This is a genomic window from Deltaproteobacteria bacterium (assembly GCA_016183235.1).
Classification (GTDB): Bacteria; UBA10199; UBA10199; order DSSB01; family JACPFA01; genus JACPFA01.
This window is the reverse complement of sequence record JACPFA010000047.1, coordinates 30,821-48,784: the sequence shown is the minus strand read 5'-3', so window position 1 is coordinate 48,784 and position 17,964 is coordinate 30,821. Positions and strand designations below refer to the sequence as shown.

The 17,964-nt window shown below is 45.0% G+C and carries 16 protein-coding genes; all 16 read left to right on the top strand.

The annotated features are described in order from the left end of the window. Positions 1-54 precede the first annotated feature (54 nt). Positions 55-936, top strand: a complete 882-nt coding sequence (locus tag HYU97_11935; GenBank protein ID MBI2337459.1) for an ATP phosphoribosyltransferase — start codon at positions 55-57, stop codon at positions 934-936. A gap of 158 nt (positions 937-1,094) precedes the next feature. Further along, positions 1,095-1,541 (top strand): division/cell wall cluster transcriptional repressor MraZ, encoded by a 447-nt coding sequence (gene mraZ / locus HYU97_11930; GenBank protein ID MBI2337458.1) that lies wholly within the window; start codon positions 1,095-1,097, stop codon positions 1,539-1,541. Positions 1,542-1,557: 16 nt separating this feature from the next. Continuing rightward, entirely contained in the window at positions 1,558-1,920 is a 363-nt protein-coding gene (locus tag HYU97_11925) for an STAS domain-containing protein (GenBank protein MBI2337457.1), read from the top strand. Next, entirely contained in the window at positions 1,898-2,809 is a 912-nt protein-coding gene (gene rsmH / locus HYU97_11920) for a 16S rRNA (cytosine(1402)-N(4))-methyltransferase RsmH (GenBank protein MBI2337456.1), read from the top strand. Before HYU97_11925 ends, rsmH begins: the two co-directional genes overlap by 23 nt. 1 nt (position 2,810) lies before the next feature. Continuing rightward, positions 2,811-3,401, top strand: a complete 591-nt coding sequence (locus HYU97_11915) for a cell division protein FtsL (protein MBI2337455.1) — start codon at positions 2,811-2,813, stop codon at positions 3,399-3,401. A gap of 84 nt (positions 3,402-3,485) precedes the next feature. Beyond that, a complete protein-coding gene (locus tag HYU97_11910) occupies positions 3,486-5,450 on the top strand; it encodes a transpeptidase family protein (GenBank protein MBI2337454.1) in 1,965 nt (654 codons plus the stop codon). 15 nt (positions 5,451-5,465) lie between these two features. Then, complete coding sequence (locus HYU97_11905) at positions 5,466-6,962, top strand: UDP-N-acetylmuramoyl-L-alanyl-D-glutamate--2,6-diaminopimelate ligase (protein MBI2337453.1); 1,497 nt, start codon at positions 5,466-5,468, stop codon at positions 6,960-6,962. Next, complete coding sequence (locus HYU97_11900) at positions 6,959-8,335, top strand: UDP-N-acetylmuramoyl-tripeptide--D-alanyl-D-alanine ligase (GenBank protein MBI2337452.1); 1,377 nt, start codon at positions 6,959-6,961, stop codon at positions 8,333-8,335. The genes HYU97_11905 and HYU97_11900 overlap by 4 nt, the downstream gene beginning before the upstream one ends. Positions 8,336-8,434: 99 nt before the next feature. Then, positions 8,435-9,511 (top strand): phospho-N-acetylmuramoyl-pentapeptide-transferase, encoded by a 1,077-nt coding sequence (locus HYU97_11895; GenBank protein ID MBI2337451.1) that lies wholly within the window; start codon positions 8,435-8,437, stop codon positions 9,509-9,511. A 10-nt stretch (positions 9,512-9,521) separates the two neighbouring features. Continuing rightward, entirely contained in the window at positions 9,522-10,838 is a 1,317-nt protein-coding gene (gene murD / locus HYU97_11890; GenBank protein MBI2337450.1) for a UDP-N-acetylmuramoyl-L-alanine--D-glutamate ligase, read from the top strand. Between the two features lie 16 nt (positions 10,839-10,854). Further along, entirely contained in the window at positions 10,855-11,955 is a 1,101-nt protein-coding gene (ftsW, locus tag HYU97_11885; GenBank protein MBI2337449.1) for a putative lipid II flippase FtsW, read from the top strand. Next, positions 11,952-13,067 carry a DUF1016 domain-containing protein gene (locus HYU97_11880; GenBank protein ID MBI2337448.1) on the top strand — a complete coding sequence of 372 codons (1,116 nt, stop codon included), beginning with the start codon at positions 11,952-11,954 and terminating at the stop codon, positions 13,065-13,067. Before ftsW ends, HYU97_11880 begins: the two co-directional genes overlap by 4 nt. A gap of 56 nt (positions 13,068-13,123) precedes the next feature. After that, positions 13,124-14,215 (top strand): undecaprenyldiphospho-muramoylpentapeptide beta-N-acetylglucosaminyltransferase, encoded by a 1,092-nt coding sequence (murG, locus tag HYU97_11875; GenBank protein MBI2337447.1) that lies wholly within the window; start codon positions 13,124-13,126, stop codon positions 14,213-14,215. Between the two features lie 12 nt (positions 14,216-14,227). Further along, on the top strand, positions 14,228-15,625 hold the full coding sequence (locus HYU97_11870; GenBank protein ID MBI2337446.1) for a UDP-N-acetylmuramate--L-alanine ligase: 1,398 nt from the start codon (positions 14,228-14,230) through the stop codon (positions 15,623-15,625). A gap of 5 nt (positions 15,626-15,630) precedes the next feature. Further along, positions 15,631-16,596: a UDP-N-acetylmuramate dehydrogenase gene (gene murB / locus HYU97_11865; GenBank protein MBI2337445.1), complete on the top strand. Its 966-nt coding sequence runs from the start codon at positions 15,631-15,633 to the stop codon at positions 16,594-16,596. Positions 16,597-16,953: 357 nt separating this feature from the next. Further along, positions 16,954-17,880, top strand: coding sequence for a D-alanine--D-alanine ligase (locus HYU97_11860; protein ID MBI2337444.1), 927 nt, complete (start codon positions 16,954-16,956; stop codon positions 17,878-17,880). Positions 17,881-17,964: the final 84 nt, after the last annotated feature.

Genomic DNA, 17,964 nt, shown 5'->3' with positions numbered 1-17,964 from the left:
GTCGAAAAAAGAATATGGAAATTTCTCAAATTTTTATTTTTTGGAGTGATTATCATGAGTCAGAAAAAAGAATTACGTTTGGGTGTGCCTAAGGGGAGTTTAGAAGAGTCGACCGTGAATTTGTTTAAAAAGGCGGGGTATCGCATTACCTTGGGGAGCAGGTCCTATGTGCCCAAGTTTGATGATCCAGAAATTTCGTCATTGCTCATCCGTTCTCAGGAAATGGCTCGCTATGTGCAGCAAGGGGTGTTGGATGCTGGGCTGTGTGGCCGAGATTGGGTGATGGAAAATGATGCCAATGTGCACGAGGTTAGTGAACTGCGTTATTCGAAGGCAACTTTAAACCCGGTGCGTTGGGTGATCGCCGTGCCTAATGATTCTCCCGTCAAAGGGGTGAAAGATTTGCAAGGCAAACGGATTGCCACGGAATTGGTTAATTACACCAAGCGCTATCTTAAAAAGCAGGGGGTCACCGCTGATGTCGAATTCTCTTGGGGTGCAACCGAGGTGAAGCCGCCGGTGTTGGCCGATGCGATTGTAGAATTGACCGAAACCGGTTCGAGTTTACGGGCCAATAATTTGCGGATTGTAGAATCTATTTTAGAATCGGTGACCGTGCTGATTGCCAATAAAAATGCGTGGAAAGACCCTTGGAAGCGCGAAAAACTTGAAAACATTGCGATATTGCTCAAAGGGTCTATTTTGGCGGAGGCCAAAGTAGGGCTTAAAATGAATGTTTTAGAAAAAAATTTAGAAAGTGTTTCCAAACTGCTTCCGGCCATCAATGCCCCAACGATTTCACACTTAAGCCAAAAAGGGTGGGTAAGTGTGGAAGTCATTGTGGATGAAAAAATTGTGCGAGATATTATCCCGGCCCTGAAACGCGCGGGAGCCCAAGGGATTGTTGAATATCCTTTAAACAAGGTCATCCCCTAATTTATCCACAGTTCACTTATCCACAGAGTGTATAAATGAGTGGATAAGGCTAACTCCCTAAAATCTGAGAAGATTTTTTAAATTTCTCCGTTGACTTGTACAAGCCTCGTGGTCTAAAATACCAAAAAATGGCAAAAGATGGTTTAAAGTGGTAAACTATGACGATGTTTCGCGGTCGATTCGAAGCTAATATTGATGAAAAAGGTAGGGTCTCGGTACCGGCTAAGTTTCGAGAGATTCTTTCTACCCAAGATGATGAAAAACTCATCGTGACCACCTTTGATGATTGTCTATGGGCCTACCCCACCAAAGAGTGGACCAAAATCGAAGAAAAAGTAGCTGCCTTGCCCCAATTTAAAACTGAGGTGAAGGCACTGCAGCGCGTGTTTGTTTCAGGCGCCATGGAATGCCCTATCGATCGGCAAGGCAGGATCATCGTCCCCCCCAGTTTAAGGGATTATGCCTTTTTTAAACGAGAAGTAGTTTTTGTGGGCATGACTCGCAAGATTGAAATTTGGGCCAAAGAAAAATGGGAACAAGTGTTTAAGACCGCCCAAGAAAAAATTTCAGAATCAAACGGCGGATTGCCTGACTTAGGAATTTAAAATCGGGGAGTCAAACATGTTTTCTTTGCGACAGGTGCAAGATGTGGCGGTCATCAATTTATTAGGAGAGATTGATGACCTGAGCCTTAACATTGTTGGCAACATGATTCACGATCTGCTTGAAGTAAGCATGAACAAGGTCGTGCTTAACTTTGAGCTGGTGGAACATGTAAATTATAAATCGCTGGCTGCCTTGCTCGATCAAACTTTAAAAATCCGAAAACTGAGTGGCGATATCAAGTGTGCCCACATGAGCACTTACACCTGGGAGATCTTTAAGTTTGTGGGCGCCGATCAAGTTTTGAAGATTTATGATTCGGTTGACGATGCGGTTATGAGTTTTGACTACAAGAACGATGACAATCAAACCTGGCATTGAGCAGGGCGAATTTATTCACCAACCGGTGATGGTGCAGGAGGTATTAACCCACCTGCAGTTGAAGCCCGGCATGGTGGTCATCGATGGAACCGTGGGTTTAGGTGGTCATGCAGGGGAGATTTTAAAAGTCATTGCCCCGAGTGGGCGAATGCTTGCTTTGGATCGAGATGAAGCAGCTTTGGAGCGGGCAAAAGTCAACCTGAAGGCCTGGGAGAGCCAGACGCTCTTTTATCATTCGACCTACGATCGCATGGAAGAGCGCTGGCGGTCTTCGGGAAGCCCTGCTGCTTCGGCTATTTTGTTGGATTTGGGAGTAAGTAGTTTGCAGATCGATGATGCTAGTCGTGGCTTTAGTTTTTTGGAGGATGCTCCGTTGGATATGCGAATGAACTGCGAAGATGAATTAACAGCAGCCGAAATAGTTAATCATTATTCGGAGGCGCGCTTGGTTCAAGTGTTGCGAGATTATGGTGAAGAAACAGCAGCGCCCAAAATAGCCGAGCGGATTCTTTTTGAAAGAAGGAAAAATCCAATTACCACAACCAAGCAATTAGCAACGTTAGTCATTAAGGCCATGCCGTGGTTGAAGCGCGGTAGAATTCATCCCGCAACGCGCACCTTTCAGGCCTTGCGGATTGAGGTGAATCGAGAACTGCAAATTTTAGAAAAATTTTTAGCAGCCCCCATGCCCTTTTTACAAAAAGGCGGAAGATTAGCTGTTTTAAGTTTTCATTCTTTAGAAGATCGCAGGGTAAAACAGTTTGGGAAAAATCGCGAAGCTTTCAAAAAGATCCACAAAAAGCCCTTAACCCCGAGTTTTGAAGAAGTAAAACACAACCCGCGTTGTCGAAGTGCCAAGCTAAGAGTGTTTGAAAAGATAGGTGATTAATATGCCTCTTGCCGTCACGGGTGCACGTTATCGGCCCCGCACTGTTCGTAATCAAACTAAAATATCTAAGTTTGCCCGCGTTCGAACCAGATTTTTAGGTTTTGTAGCGGTGGTGTTTTTGTTTACGGTTGCCATTGCCTTGCTACGTACCTGGTTTAATATTCAGTTGGTTAATCTTGGCTACAGTATCAATCGACAAATTGAACTGAAAGAAGAACTCGTTCAAAAAAACAAAATGCTTACTTTTGAAGTTCAAAAATTGAAAAACCTGACCCACATTGAAGAAATTGCAAAAAACGAATTTAAGATGAACATGCCAGCGAAAGGGCAAATTGTTTATTTAAGCCAACTCCAGGCGCAACCTGGTGAAGTTAATTTAGCTCAATTGTTGCATGCTGAAGAACCTCCCTCCCCTGTTGTGCCGGTACCGAAAGTGAAAAAACCAACCGGAGCAAGCAAAGAAAAAATGAAGGTGGCAAAAAATTCTAAGACTGAGTCAACCAAGGGTACACTTGAGTTAAAAATTGCGGCTAAACCTAAACAAGAATCCAAGTTGGTCGTGCCAGCGACGATCTTAAAAAAGAGGATGTAGAAAATCAAACCGGTTAAGGCCATAGGGCAATTTTCACTCAAAAAAGTTAAAGTTAAGGTTTTTTGTTTGGCAGGGGTTTTCACAATGGTTTTTGCTTTGGTGATAGCCCGTGCCATGACACTTCACCTAACTCGTGATGCCAAACTGCGTAATTTGGCGACCCATCAGTATAATCGTAAAATCAATTTGGCCCCGCGGCGCGGAAATATTTTTGATTCGAAAGGCGGAATTTTAGCCACCGATATTAAAGTCGACAGTGTTTTTGTGCACCCGCATTTAGTAGAAGATAAAGACAAATTTATTCGCGAAGTGGCCATGGCTTTAGACTTAAAACCGAGTGAGGTAGAAGAAAAACTAGATCCCGAAAAAAGATTTGTTTGGATCAAACGGCGGATTGAGCAAACTCAAAGTGAAAAAGTTCGTTCATTACAGTTCAAAGGTTTAGGGATTATTAAAGAAAGTAAACGGCTTTATCCTAATGCGGCGCTAGCCGCTAATTTGCTAGGGGCGGTGGGTTATGATTCCAAGGCCTTAAGTGGGGTAGAGCTGGCCTACGATAGTTTTTTAAAAACACAAGACCAACCGATTTTGGTGGAAACAGATGCTAAAGGCAGGCCCTTTGATTCAGAGGCCCTGATGTCTACCTTTAAACCGAAAAGCATCAAGCTGACCTTAGATAAGACCATTCAATATATTGCAGAAAAAGAACTACAGGAGGTTGTAGAAAGAAAAAATGCTCGTGGGGGCATTGCCTTGGTCATGGATATCCACACGGGGGCCATTTTAGCTATGGCTTCGTATCCTACTTTTGACCCCAATCGTTATTGGGAATTTCCGCAGGATCAGTGGAGAAATAGAAACATCACCGATTCTTATGAACCAGGTTCCATCTTTAAAATTATTACGGCAGCAGCGGCATTGGAACTTTTGGGTATGAATAAAAATTCTTCGATGTTCTGTGAAAATGGGGCTTATCCTGTAGGCAAACACGTGATTCATGACCATGGCCGTTATGGGCAAATGACTTTGGCGATGGTGATTAAGAAGAGCAGCAATATTTGTTCTTATAAAATTTCCCAAAAATTAGGCAAAGAACGATTTTATAAATTTGTTAAAAAGTTGGGTTTTGGAGAAACCACAAAAATTGATATTCCCGGAGAGATTCGAGGGATTTTAAACCCCCTCGATCGAATGTCAGAAGTGCAAATGGGCACCATTGCCTTTGGGCAGGGTATTTCGGTAACGCCACTGCAGCTAATCGCCGCCTATTCAGCGGTTGCCAATGGAGGGCATTTAATGAGACCTTATTTGGTGCAAGAGATTATGGATCACGAAGGTAACACCTTGCAAAAAACTCAAGCCCAAGTGGTGAGCGAGGTGTTGAGCAAAGAGCATAGCAAAGAATTAGTGGAGATGTTGGTGGGCGTGGTAGAACCTGGCGGGACCGGAACCCAAGCAGCAGTGGATGGCTATATTGTGGGTGGCAAAACCGGCACGGCACAAAAAGTGATTGAGGGGAAAAAGGGTTATGCTAGTAATAAATATATAGCATCCTTTGTGGGGATTGCCCCCGCCAAAGATCCTAAAATTGCGGTTTTAGTGTCGGTGGATGAACCCAAGGGGGATTATTATGGTGGCACGGTTAGCGCCCCAACTTTTAGCAAAATCACCCAACAAACCTTGGCTTATTTAGCGATACCGCAAGAAGCTACGGTTAAAGTAGTAAAGAATGAAAAAGATAAAAACAAAAAAGATAAACAGGGCAAAAAAGAAACCGTTGTAGCCGAAGGCTTTGGAGTAACCGATAAAACAAACCCATCGGAAGATTTGGTTGTCAAAAAAGCAGTTGCCGAAGAATTAGAAACAACCGATCTTATAAAAGTTCCCGATTTACAAGGGCTGTCGTTGCGAGAAGCGATTCGTACCGTCGAGGCCAAGTCACTACGTGCAAAAATGCAGGGCTCTGGGATGTTGGTAAGTCAAGAACCAGAGGCCGGGGTTTTGGTGAACAAAGGGACCGAGATCGTCTTGAATTTTGAACCTATTTAAGTAGAAGTTGATCCAATGTTAGATGCAATTCCTTTGACGGAGCTTTTAGAAGGCGTGGAGTTGGTAGGGAACCCACCGATTCCTTCCTTAGTGATTCGTAAAATTGTGGGTAATTCTAAAGAGGTCGGGCCGGGTTCGCTATTTGTGGCGGTCACCGGGCTCAAAATAGATGGGCATAATTTTTTAGGCGAGGCGTTAAAGAATGGGGCCGTGGCCTTGCTAGGTGAAAAAAATATGGACCTGCCCCCTTATGTGCCCTATTTGCAACTCAAAGATTCCAGGCGCGCCTTGAGCCGGATAGCGGCTAATTTTTATCGTCATCCTGCTTGGGCGATGAAAATAATAGGTGTTACCGGCACCAATGGCAAAACAACCGTTACCTATTTGATTGAGTGGATTTTAAAACAAGCCGGTATTTTTTCAGGCGTGTTAGGCACGATTAATTGCCGCTATTTAGATCAAATCATTCCTTCCCCTCTTACCACCCCCGATCCCATTTTTATTCACAAAATTTTATCCGACATGCATCAACAGGGAGTGCAAGTGGGTGTGATGGAGGTGAGTTCGCATGCCTTAGATCTTTATCGGGTTGAAGACATTCCCTTTGATTTGTGTATTTTTACCAATCTTACCCAAGAACATTTAGATTACCATAAAAGTATGGAACTTTATTTTGAGAGTAAGAAACGTTTATTCAAAGAATTATTACTCAAAAAAGGCAAAGGGGTGCGTAAAGGCATTGTGAATGTTGATGACCCCTATGGTAGGCGGCTCATTGATTGTGTGACAAATGGCATTATCGACACTTTTTCTTTAACGCCCAATCCCAAATGGACGTATCGGGTGAGTCAATTTTCTATTTCTCTTGATGGTTTAACCGCACAAGTCGAGACCCCGTTTGGGCCACTACCTATTGCGAGCCAATTGATAGGTGCCTTTAATTTATCGAACCTTGTGGCAGCTATTGTAGCGGCTATTAATTTAGACATACCTTTCAATACCATTCGCGAAGCTCTTTTAACTTTTCCAGGGGTGCCGGGGCGATTGCAGCGAATTGCGCATCCGCGGGGAGTTTATGTATTTGTCGACTATGCTCATACCCCTGATGCCTTAAAAAATGTTTTAACAGCGATGCACAGCTTGCGTTGTAAAAAGATCATTACAGTGTTTGGTTGTGGTGGCGATCGAGATGCATCGAAGCGCCCCGAGATGGGCCGCGAAGTCGCAAAATTTTCTGATTTTGCCGTGATTACGAGTGACAATCCTCGCACCGAAGATCCGCTGCATATTATCGATCAAATCATCCCTGGGGTTGAAGCCGGGGGTTTGGTAAAAGGCAAGTCTTATCTCGTGGAACCTAACCGTCGCCAGGCCATTGCTCAAGCCCTGGCGATGGCTAAATCGGGGGATGTTGTGTTGATTGCTGGCAAGGGGCATGAAGATTATCAAATCATTGGGACAACCCAAACCCACTTTGATGATGCAGAAGTCGCTAAGGAATTTTGCTTATGATTCATCAAACCCTTGTTCAAGCCAATCATGCGATGTTGGGTAAAGTTGGCCAAGGCAATCCTGAAGCTACCTTCAGGGGCGTTAGCACCGACACTCGTTTACTTAAGAGAGAAGAGTTGTTTTTTTGTTTGTTGGGTAAAAGGGATGGGCATGAATTTATTGCCGAGGCTTTGGTTAAAGGTGCCAGTGGTGTGGTGATCGATCAAGCCCATGCGAATTTAATAGCCCAACATCCTAAAAAAAATTTTATCATCGTGCCTGATACGCTAAGCGCCTTGGGTGATTTAGCCAGGGCTTGGCGGCGGCGCTTTGATATTCCTATTTTGGCCATCACCGGCAGTAGTGGCAAGACGACCACCAAAGATTTTTGTGCCCTGGTTTTAGCTTCTCAATATCAATGTTTGGCAACGACGGGGAATTTGAACAACCTTATTGGAGTGCCGCTTACTTTATTTGGGTTAAATGCGAATCATCAAGTTGCCGTGATTGAAATGGGCATGAATGATTTTGGCGAAATTGATCGCTTAGCCGAAATCACCGAGCCCACCATGGGAGTGATTACCAATATTGGGCCGGCGCATTTGGAAAAACTAAGCGATCTTAGCGGGGTGGCCAAAGCAAAAGGGGAATTGTTTGCTCGATTAAATACCGAAGGAGTGGCCTTAGTGAATGGCGATGATCCTGCTGTGGTTCAACTTACAACCCTGGCTCGAAAAATTGTTTATGGCACCAAGGATTCGGCCGATGTTCAAGCAACGAAAGTGCGACAAACAGGGTTACAATTAGAAATTGAAGGGACTCTTTTCAAAGAGCCGTTTGCCGTTAGTCTGCCCATGTTGGGCACGCATAATGTTTACAACGTATTGGTGGCCTTAACCGTGGCCAAATTGCTGAAAGTGCCCATTCAACAGGCCTTGCACGCCTTGTTGCAATATCGAGGCCATGCTCATCGTTTAGAAGTTTTGCAGCTTAAAAATGGGGCCTTACTGATTGATGATTGCTACAATGCCAATCCCCTTTCCATGGAATCAGCCTTGCAAGTATTGCGGGATATCGATTCTAACAAAAAGACCTTAGCGATTTTGGGAGACATGCTAGAGTTGGGCGACTATAGCGAGGCAGGCCATCGCCGTGTTGGCAAGAGGGTGGCTGATTTGAAGATCGATTACTTGGTTGCAGTGGGTTCTCATGCGCACTGGCTGGCAAAGGCCGCCATTGCGAGCGGGATGAATCCTGACCAGGTATTATTAACTCAAGATATAACGTTGGAGCACCCCACTTTTAAAAATTTTTTAGCCAAGGCAGAAGTCTTATTAGTCAAAGGCTCACGAGGGATTCACTTGGAAAGGATTGTTGCTGAGCTTACGTCATAATTGATGGATGGCTGTCATTGCGATCCATGTCATCCCGGACTTGATCCGGGATCCATGATGACAAAGCAATCTCTCCTATTAGAAAGGTCATTTACTTATATGTTTTATGAATTTCTCTTCCCCTTGGGGGAAGAATTTCCTCTTTTCAATGTATTAAAATATATCTCCGTACGTACGGTGGGGGGATTTTTTACCGGGCTACTCATTTTCATGATTTTTGGAAAAAAATTCATTCGATTTTTAATTGCCCATGAAGTGGGGCAGTTCATTCGTGGCGAAGGGCCTAAGTCTCATTTTGAAAAAAAGGGGACACCCACCATGGGCGGGGTTTTGATTTCAATAGCGGGCTTAGTCTCTACCCTATTATGGGGGGATCTTCATAATTCTTATGTTTGGTTAGTGGTGTCGGTATTTATTTTTTTTGGGTTCATTGGGTTTTTAGACGATTACAAAAAGCAGGTTAAAAAAGAAAACCAGGGCCTGGATGGAAAAACCAAATTGCTTTTGCAACTCACCTTTGCCTTTGTGGTTGGGTTTATCATGGTGGCCTTTTTAGATTTTTCCACCGAACTCAACGTGCCTTTTTTCAAAAATTTTCATCCTGACTTAAAAGGGTTTTATATTCTAATGGCCGTGTTTGTCATTGTGGGTTCCAGCAATGCCGTGAATCTAACCGATGGGCTCGACGGCCTGGTGGCAATGCCCAATATCGTGGCATTTATTACTTATGGGATTTTTGTATATGTCATTGGTAATTATAAGTTGGCGGGCTATTTGCAGGTTCCTTTTGTTAAAGGGGTGGGCGAATTGGCCATCTTTTGTGGTGCCATTGCAGGTGCGGTAATGGGGTTTCTTTGGTTCAATTCTTATCCAGCGGAATTATTTATGGGTGATGTGGGGTCTTTGTCCATTGGGGCATCTTTGGGAACGGTGGCTTTATTAGCTAAGGCCGAAATCTTGTTAGTGTTGGTAGGGGGAATCTTTGTGTTGGAAACCGTTTCGGTGATTACGCAGGTTATTTCTTTTAAATTGACGGGGAAACGTGTTTTTCGCATGGCCCCCTTGCATCATCATTATGAATTAAAGGGTTGGGCCGAGCCTAAAGTCATTACCCGTTTTTGGATTATTAGTTTTTTATTAGCCTTAATGGCATTGGCAACTTTAAAGATTCGATAAAGGGTTGGATATGAGAATTGCCGTTCTGGGTTTGGGCAAGGTTGGTGTTTCGTTAGCCGAGCATTTTATTGCCTCGGGGAATGAAGTGATCGGCATTGATGATAAGCCAGAGGTGCGTCAATTGTCTGAAGCTGCTCAACAATTGAAGATCAAATTTTATTTAGCAGGCGCGGCTCCGCTTTTATCGGAGATCGATGAGGTTTATATCAGCCCCGGGGTTTCACATGATCATCCCTTCGCGGCGCAGGCTCGGGCGCAAGGTGTGAAGTTGCAAGGCGAGCTTGATTTAGGCGCGGCCTTAACCAAAGCCCCCATTATTGCGATCACGGGTACCAATGGCAAAAGCACCACCACCATGCTCATTGGGCATATCCTCGAACAAGCCAAGCTTAAAGTACGGATGGGAGGTAATTTAGGCACACCTTTTCTCGATTTAGTTAAAAATTCTTCAGATGTGGATTGGTTAGTGGTTGAAGTTTCGAGTTTTCAACTCGAGCTAGCCCAAAAATTTAAACCCAGAATTTCAGTTTTGCTCAATATCACCGATGATCACTACGATCGTCATGCCGGGATCGATGCCTACACGCAAGCCAAGGCCAAGGTTTTTTCGAATCAAACCGCCGAAAATTATTTGATTTATAATGCCGACGATTTGCAGGTGCTCAAGGCCGTGAAAGGTGCCAAGGCAACGCTGGTGCCTTTTAGCAGTATTCGTAAAGTAGAAGGGGCCTACGAAGACAAAGGCAAACTCACTTTTTCTTATCGCGGGAAGCAAGCTGCTTGGGATTTATCAAAAGTTCAACTTAAAGGTGTGCACAATTTAGAAAATATGTTGGCAGCCGTGGCGGCGACCAGCCTGGCGGGAATAGAACCAGCTTGCATTCAAACCGCCTTAGAAAGTTTTCGTGGGCTGCCGCATCGTTTGGAATTTGTTCGGAAGGTAGGAGGGGTTGAGTTTTATGATGATTCCAAGGGCACGAATGTAGGTGCGGTCGTGATGTCGCTCGCCAGTTTTGAGCAAGATGTGGTATTAATAGCAGGTGGCAGGGATAAGGGTGGCGATTATTCACCGCTTAAGGCCTTGGTAAAAAATAAATGTCGCGGGGTAGTGGTGCTAGGTGAAGCGGCCCCTTTGATTGCCCGTGCATTGGAGGGTTATTGCCAAATTGAAAGGGTCAAAAGCATGGAAGAAGCCGTTCAAAAAGCCAACCAATTGGCTAAAGGCTGCGGCTATGTTTTGTTGTCTCCGGCTTGTTCTAGCTTTGATATGTATCGAGATTATCACGAACGGGGTAATGATTTTAGGCGTTGCGTAGATCGTTTGTAGAATGCTTGAGGCTTTCATGGAAAAACGAGTCATCGATTATTATCTCATGACAGCAGTCTTGTTGCTTTTGGGGATTGGCGTGCTCATCGTTTATTCTTCGAGCGCCATTCTTTCCCTCGAAAAATTCAATGACAGTTATCATTATCTCAAAAAAGAAGTTTTGTTTGCCGTTTTGGGCCTGGGTTTGATGGTTGTTTTCATGAGCATCGACTATCATCTTTATTGGAAATTTATTTATCCCATTTTATTTTTTATTCTATTGGCACTTTTTCTGATTTTCGTTCCGGGCCTGGGGCATTCGGCCGGGGGCGCGCAGCGTTGGGTGAAGTTAGCCGGGTTTACCTTTCAACCCTCCGAGCTAACTAAAATAGGGGTGGTCTTATTTTTGGCTTACACGCTAGCCAAGAAAAAAGAAAAAATGGAAGATTTTCTGATTGGGTTTTTGCCAGCCATTGTCATTTCAATGTTGTTTGCCGGTATTATTTTATTACAAAAAGATTTGGGTACCGCCCTTACTATAACCCTCGTGGTGATGGTGATGCTCTTTGTGGGTGGAACGCGCTTTCGTTATTTGGGTTATGCCTTGCTTGCCGCGGTGCCGCTTTTATATTTTATGATTTTTTCAGTGGAATATCGGCGTAAACGCATCTTGGCTTTTTTAGACCCTTGGGAACATAAGTCCGACGCGGGTTTTCAGATCATTCAATCTTATGTTGCCTTTAACTCCGGGGGTTTATGGGGTCAAGGTTTAGGCGAGGGCAAACAAAAACTTTTTTATTTGCCAGCGGCTCATACCGATTTTATTTTTTCAGTCATTGGAGAAGAGCTAGGCCTTATTGGGGTGTTATTTGTCATTGGGTTATTTTTCTTTCTCATGATTCGAGGCTTCAAAATTGCTTTTAAAGCGCCCGATCTTTTCGGTACTTATATTGCGTTGGGGATTACCTCCCTCATTATAATCCAAGCCCTATTCAATTTTGGGGTCACCCTGGGTATCCTGCCTACGAAGGGATTGCCTTTACCCTTCATCAGTCACGGTGGCACCTCGCTTATCGTGATGATGGTTTTGGTAGGAATCTTGCTAAATATCAGCAGCCAAGCTAATCAACGCTCATGAAAAATCAGCTCATTCATTACAGCGAACTACTGGACAAGATTAAGGCTAGGATTCGTCAGGGGCAGACTCGTGCTGTGTTGTCAGCGAATGCTGCGATAATCCACACATATTGGGATATCGGTGCTATGCTTCATAACCAGCAATTGGTGAGGGGTTGGGGAACTGCCGTTATCCCGAAACTCTCGAAAGACATTCACAATGAACTCCCGCAGGTCAAAGGTTTTTCCGAGCGCAATCTTAACCGAATGATCGCTTTTTATCGGGCCTATCCTGAGCTTCATCTAATTTTGCCACACGCTGTGGCAAAATTATCCCCTGTTCAAAAATTGCCACGGGCCGTGGCAAAATTGAATCGGGATCACTGGGACTTGATTGCAAGTGTGCCTTGGGGCCATCATTTTTTACTTTTAGAGAAGATCAAAGACCTCTCGATCCGCTTTTGGTACATGCAAAAAACCATCGAGCAAGGTTGGGGTCGTGATGTATTATCCCTCATGATCAAAAGTGAAACGCACAAGCGGGAAGGCAAGGTTATCTCAAATTTCAGCAAACGCTTGCCTATGTCTCAATCCGATCTGATCCAACAAACCCTCAAAGATCCTTACATTTTTGATTTCATGACCCTAGAAGAACCGTTTCGTGAACGAGAACTGGAAACAAACCTGGTTCGGCACCTTGAAAAATTTCTGGTCGAACTCGGGCAAGGTTTTGCCTTTGTTGGTAGGCAATACCATATCGATGTCAGCGAGCATGATTTCTATCTTGACTTGCTTTTCTATCATCTGAGGCTTCGATGTTTTGTGGTCATCGATTTGAAAAAAGGCCCCTTCAAACCGGATTACGCAGGTAAGATGAATTTTTACTGTAATGTCATCGATGATTATTTGAAGCATGAGGCGGACAACCCAACTATTGGGTTAATTCTCTGCCAGGATCGCGAGAAGGTTTTGGCTGAGTATACCCTGCGAAGCATCAAAAAACCTATCGGGGTTTCGCAATACGAGTTGACTCGTGCTTTGCCAAAACAATTGAAAAGCAGTCTGCCGACAATTGAACAAATTGAGACGGAGTTATCTATGAAAAGGAGCCGAAAGAAAAAATCAAAGAATTAACTCGGTAAAAATGCCACGGTCTATGGCACAATACCGAAGCTGTCTATTATTATATTATGAAAAATCCGATTCGCATTATATTTGCTGGCGGGGGGACGGGGGGGCACCTTTATTCGGGGATTGCGGTGGCGCAGGAGTTGAAGCGTAAATATCCGGATGCAGAGATTTTATTTGTGGGGACGGAGTATGGGCTCGAAAAAACCATTGTGCCGCAAGAAGGCTATGAACTGCAGTGCATTGAAGTTGCACCCTTGAAGGGGTCAAGTCTCAAGCGTCGCTTAAAAAGTTTGGCTCAATTGCCCAAAGCCTTTCGGCAGTCTCGCCAAATCATCCGACAATTTAAACCCACCATTGTGTTGGGCATTGGAGGTTATGCCAGTGGGCCGCTTACCTTAACGGCCCGGTGGTTGGGCATTAAGACCGCTATTATTGAGCAGAACGCCTACCCTGGTTTTGCCAATCGCATCTTAGGAAAATTTGTGCACAAAGTTTTTTTGGCCTCCAAAAGGGCGGCGAGTTTTTTTAAACCACATAAGGTTTTTGTAACCGGTAATCCGGTGCGCCTGGGGTTTTTGAACGATGAGGCGGCAAGGCAAACCTCTGAGCGGTTTACCATTTTTGTTTTGGGGGGATCGCAAGGGGCCAATCGCCTCAATTTGGCTATGCTTGGGTCTTTGCTTTATCTGCATGACATTAAAGATCAGCTTTGCATTTTGCATCAAACTGGGAAGGCTGATTTTGAGCGAGTAAAAGAGGTGTATGCCCGCGATAACATCGAAGCTGAAGTCTTTGAATTTATTGCCAACGTGAAGGATTTTTATGCCCGGGCAGACCTGGTCATTTGTCGATCGGGGGCTGGCACCATTACAGAGTTGACGATGTTGGGAAAACCCGCCATCTTGGTACCCTATCCCTTTGCGGCCGATGATCATCAATTTTATAATGCCATGGATTTGGTAGATGCGGGTTGTGCCGAGATCATCTATGATTGGGATTTAACCGGGGAACGCATTGCTGAACGCATTAAGTTTTTTATGAATCACCCTGAAGAGTTGGCGAAGAGAAGCCAAATTGCCAAAACGTTGGCGCGCCCCATGGCGGCTAGTGACGTGCTAGAAGAAAGCCTGAATATGCTTTCGCCGGTGTAAGAAAGAGGTTTCATGTTTAAGCGATTTCAAAATATTCATTTTGTAGGCATTGGCGGCATTGGCATGAGTGGCATAGCGGAGGTGTTGATCAACTTAGGCTACCGTGTCTCAGGTTCCGACCAAAAAAAATCGAAGGTCACGAGCCATTTAAAAAAAATCGGGGCCAAGATTTTTTATGGGCATAAGGCAAGCCAAGTGCAATCGGCCCATGTGGTGGTTTTTTCTTCGGCGGTAAAACCCGACAATCCGGAAGTGATTGCCGCCAAACGCTTAGGCGTTCCCGTGATTCCCCGAGCCGAGATGTTGGCCGAACTCATGCGATTAAAATATGGCATTGCCATTGCGGGGAGTCATGGCAAAACCACCACCACTTCGTTGGTGGGCACTTTATTACAAGAAGGTGGCTTTGACCCCACGTTGGTGTCGGGGGGCATTCTTAATAAAATTCGTAGCAATGCCAGGCTGGGAAAGGGCGAGTATTTGGTGGCCGAGGCCGATGAGTCAGATGGCTCGTTTATGAAATTATCGCCCACCATTGCGGTGATTACCAACATCGACCCTGAACATATGGATCATTATCGTGATTTCGAAGATTTAAAAAACACCTTCATTGATTTTGCCAACCAGGTGCCTTTTTATGGTTATGTGGTGGCCTGCGTGGATCATCCGGTGGTGAAGGCGATTTTACCCAAGATCACCCGCAAAGTGATTACCTATGCCATCGATAGCCCGGCTGATTTTACGGCTAAACGTATTCAGTCGGTGGGTTATGGCCAAACCTTTGAGGTGCATTTCAAAGGTAATTCGCTGGGCAGTGTGACCCTTAACCTCATGGGGCGACATAATGTGGCCAATGCCCTGGCGGCGATTGCCATTGCCATTGAAATGGACATCCCCTTTAAAAAAATTGGGCGGGGTTTGAGTCAGTTTAAGGGTATTCAACGGCGCATGCAAATTTTATTAGATTCACCTGATCTAAAAGTCATCGACGATTACGGGCATCATCCGCAAGAAATCAAGGCAACTTTGTGTGCCCTACGCGAATCCTTTCCTAAACAAAGAATTGTGACCCTCTTTCAACCGCATCGCTACACCCGAACCCGCGATTTATTCCAAGAATTCACTCAAGCGTTTACGGGGACAGATCAACTTTATTTGGGGAAAATCTATGCGGCGGGTGAGGCACCGATTGCTGGGATTAGTTCAGAAAATCTCTACCGTGAAATTAAATCCAAAAATAATTTAGAGGCCTATTATTACGAACAATTAGAAGATGCCCTCGTGGAGATATTGGCAAAATGTGGGCCGGGAGATATCTTGCTAACTTTAGGGGCGGGCGATATTACTAAGCTTGGCCACAAGATAGCCTTGGGCCTTAAGAAAAAATTGGCACTGGAGAAAAGAGTTTAAACCTTATGGAAATATTATCGGCTCTCAAAGCTTTGGATCGTGTCCAAGGCCCGCTGGTTGGTTGGAAAGAAGCCTTCATGTCACAGCTTCGGGGCGAGGTTCGAGTGGGTGAACCCATGAAAAACCATACCTCGATTAAAATTGGCGGCAGGGCGGATTTGTTGATTATACCCGAAGATTTAAGCGATCTTAAAACGGGTTTAGGTTTGGCTAGAACTTATCAAGTACCCTGGATGGTAGTGGGTTTGGGCAGTAATCTTTTGGTGCGCGATGGCGGCATTCGTGGCGTGGTGTTTAAGCTCACGAGGGCCCTCAATTATTTTGAGTTAGTCGAAGAAACCAGCGAAGCGATGTGGGTTAAAGTGGGTGCCGGGTTTCCACTGCCCAAGGTGGTGGAGTTTGCAAAAAATAAAGGGCTTAAGGGTTTGGAATATCTTTATGGAATTCCCGGAAATATGGGGGGTAGCCTCAAAATGAATGCAGGCACGACCAAGGGTGAAATAAAAAATATTGTTGAGGCCATCACTTTTCTTTCCGAGGAAGGGAAATGTTTTACGCAAGGAGCAAATCAACTTAAATTTGAATATCGGCATTTAAAAACCCCGCCGCATGCGTTGATCCTGGAAGCCAGATTGCGATTAGTAAAGGGAGAAATCTCTGAGATTACCCAACGATTGGGGGATTACCGAAAATATCGTCATGAAACCCAACCCCTAGATGTAGCCAATTGTGGGAGCGTCTTTAAAAACCCCCCTAAACAGCATGCCGCCCGCCTGATCGAAGAGGCGGGTTTAAAAGATGTGCGGGTGGGAGGGGCTCGCATTAGCCCTAAGCATGGCAACTTTATTGTCAATGAGGGGGCTGCTACGGCGAGTGATGTGTTGGCGCTGATTGCGCTCATCAAAGACAAGGTGCGGGAGATTTTTGATATTAAATTAGAATTGGAAGTGAAAATCGTCGGCGAAGGATAATTAACCCATGTCATCCCCGCGAAGGCGGGGACCCATGATGCTTAAGAATCTTCCATTTTATTCTGTCGTGTGCAATTCTTCGCCACGTCTTTTCGAAGGAGGGAGAGGCAATTTGAGAAACTTAAGTGCAGGAGGGAGGCCTATGAGGCCCTCTGTCATTGCGGGGAGTCTGCGACGAAGCAATCTCCTCGGTTTAACCGGTGAGATTGCCACGCCCGTTGGGCTCGCAATGACAGATGCTCTCCGGAGCCTGTCCTGAGGCGCATGCGTTGGAGCCGACCTCCTGCGCTGAAAGGTTCTCAAATTGCCTCCCCCTCCTTCGAAAAGACTTTTGATCAAATAGGATTAAACTATCAGATGGCACATTTCAAAAATAAAAAAATCGGGGTTTTGTTGGGGGGCTTGTCTTCGGAGCGGGAGATTTCTTTGCGGAGTGGGGAGGCGGTTTATCAGGCCTTGGTGAAATTGGGCTATGATGTTGTCAAAATTGATGTGGGGCGTGAGGCTGCGGTTCAGCTTAAAACAGCTGGGATTGAAGTTGCTTTTTTGGCGCTGCACGGCAGGTGGGGTGAAGATGGGGTTATGCAAGGGCTTTTAGAAATGATGGGCATTCCCTACACGGGGTCTGGTGTTTTGGCCAGCAGCCTTGCCATGGACAAGTATTTAACCAAAGAGGTCTTGCTTAACGAAGGGGTTCCTCTCCCAGCGCATCGGTTTTTAGATGCCCAAAACAATACCGTCGAAGAGTTTGTCAAAGCCTTTGATTTAAAATTTCCCGTGATTGTGAAGCCCTCCCGAGAGGGTTCTACCTTGGGGATTGAAATTGTCCAAGAGAGGGCAAACCTGAGCGATGCCCTGCATCGGGGTTTAAAGTATGACCATCGCCTTTTGGTCGAATCTTTTATTAAGGGGGTTGAGGTTACGGTGGCCATTCTGAACGGTAAGCCCCTTCCTATTATCGAGGTTGTCCCCCAAAGTGGCTTTTATGATTTTGAAGCCAAATATACCCAAGGCAAAACCGAATATCTCATCCCTGCACGAATTTCTGCTACCATGGCTGCACAACTCCAAGCCTACAGTCTTAAATCTTATTACAAACTAGGCTGTGAAGGGGTGGCCCGAGCTGATTTTATTATCCACGAAGCGACCCCCTATTTTTTAGAGATCAACACCTTGCCGGGTATGACAGCAACTTCGTTGGTGCCCAAGGCAGCCCTGGCGATGGGGATGAGTTTTGAAAGTTTAGTAGAAGCTATTTTAGAGACCGCAAAACTAAAAAACTAAAAGCATTACAACTATAGTGTTTTAACTTTTAAATAGTCTGTCATCCCCGCGAAGGCGGGGATCCAGTGCTTAACCCTACTTACA

Bases quoted from the DNA above. Each gene is read 5' to 3' on its own strand.
- HYU97_11905 (MBI2337453.1), top strand. From the start codon at position 5,466: ATGTTAGATGCAATTCCTTTGACGGAGCTTTTAGAAGGCGTGGAGTTG.
- HYU97_11910 (MBI2337454.1), top strand. From the start codon at position 3,486: ATGGTTTTTGCTTTGGTGATAGCCCGTGCCATGACACTTCACCTAACT.
- HYU97_11915 (MBI2337455.1), top strand. From the start codon at position 2,811: ATGCCTCTTGCCGTCACGGGTGCACGTTATCGGCCCCGCACTGTTCGT.
- HYU97_11935 (MBI2337459.1), top strand. From the start codon at position 55: ATGAGTCAGAAAAAAGAATTACGTTTGGGTGTGCCTAAGGGGAGTTTA.
- HYU97_11925 (MBI2337457.1), top strand. From the start codon at position 1,558: ATGTTTTCTTTGCGACAGGTGCAAGATGTGGCGGTCATCAATTTATTA.
- rsmH (MBI2337456.1), top strand. From the start codon at position 1,898: ATGACAATCAAACCTGGCATTGAGCAGGGCGAATTTATTCACCAACCG.
- HYU97_11870 (MBI2337446.1), top strand. From the start codon at position 14,228: ATGTTTAAGCGATTTCAAAATATTCATTTTGTAGGCATTGGCGGCATT.
- murB (MBI2337445.1), top strand. From the start codon at position 15,631: ATGGAAATATTATCGGCTCTCAAAGCTTTGGATCGTGTCCAAGGCCCG.
- murG (MBI2337447.1), top strand. From the start codon at position 13,124: ATGAAAAATCCGATTCGCATTATATTTGCTGGCGGGGGGACGGGGGGG.
- HYU97_11880 (MBI2337448.1), top strand. From the start codon at position 11,952: ATGAAAAATCAGCTCATTCATTACAGCGAACTACTGGACAAGATTAAG.
- mraZ (MBI2337458.1), top strand. From the start codon at position 1,095: ATGACGATGTTTCGCGGTCGATTCGAAGCTAATATTGATGAAAAAGGT.
- ftsW (MBI2337449.1), top strand. From the start codon at position 10,855: ATGGAAAAACGAGTCATCGATTATTATCTCATGACAGCAGTCTTGTTG.
- HYU97_11895 (MBI2337451.1), top strand. From the start codon at position 8,435: ATGTTTTATGAATTTCTCTTCCCCTTGGGGGAAGAATTTCCTCTTTTC.
- murD (MBI2337450.1), top strand. From the start codon at position 9,522: ATGAGAATTGCCGTTCTGGGTTTGGGCAAGGTTGGTGTTTCGTTAGCC.
- HYU97_11860 (MBI2337444.1), top strand. From the start codon at position 16,954: ATGGCACATTTCAAAAATAAAAAAATCGGGGTTTTGTTGGGGGGCTTG.
- HYU97_11900 (MBI2337452.1), top strand. From the start codon at position 6,959: ATGATTCATCAAACCCTTGTTCAAGCCAATCATGCGATGTTGGGTAAA.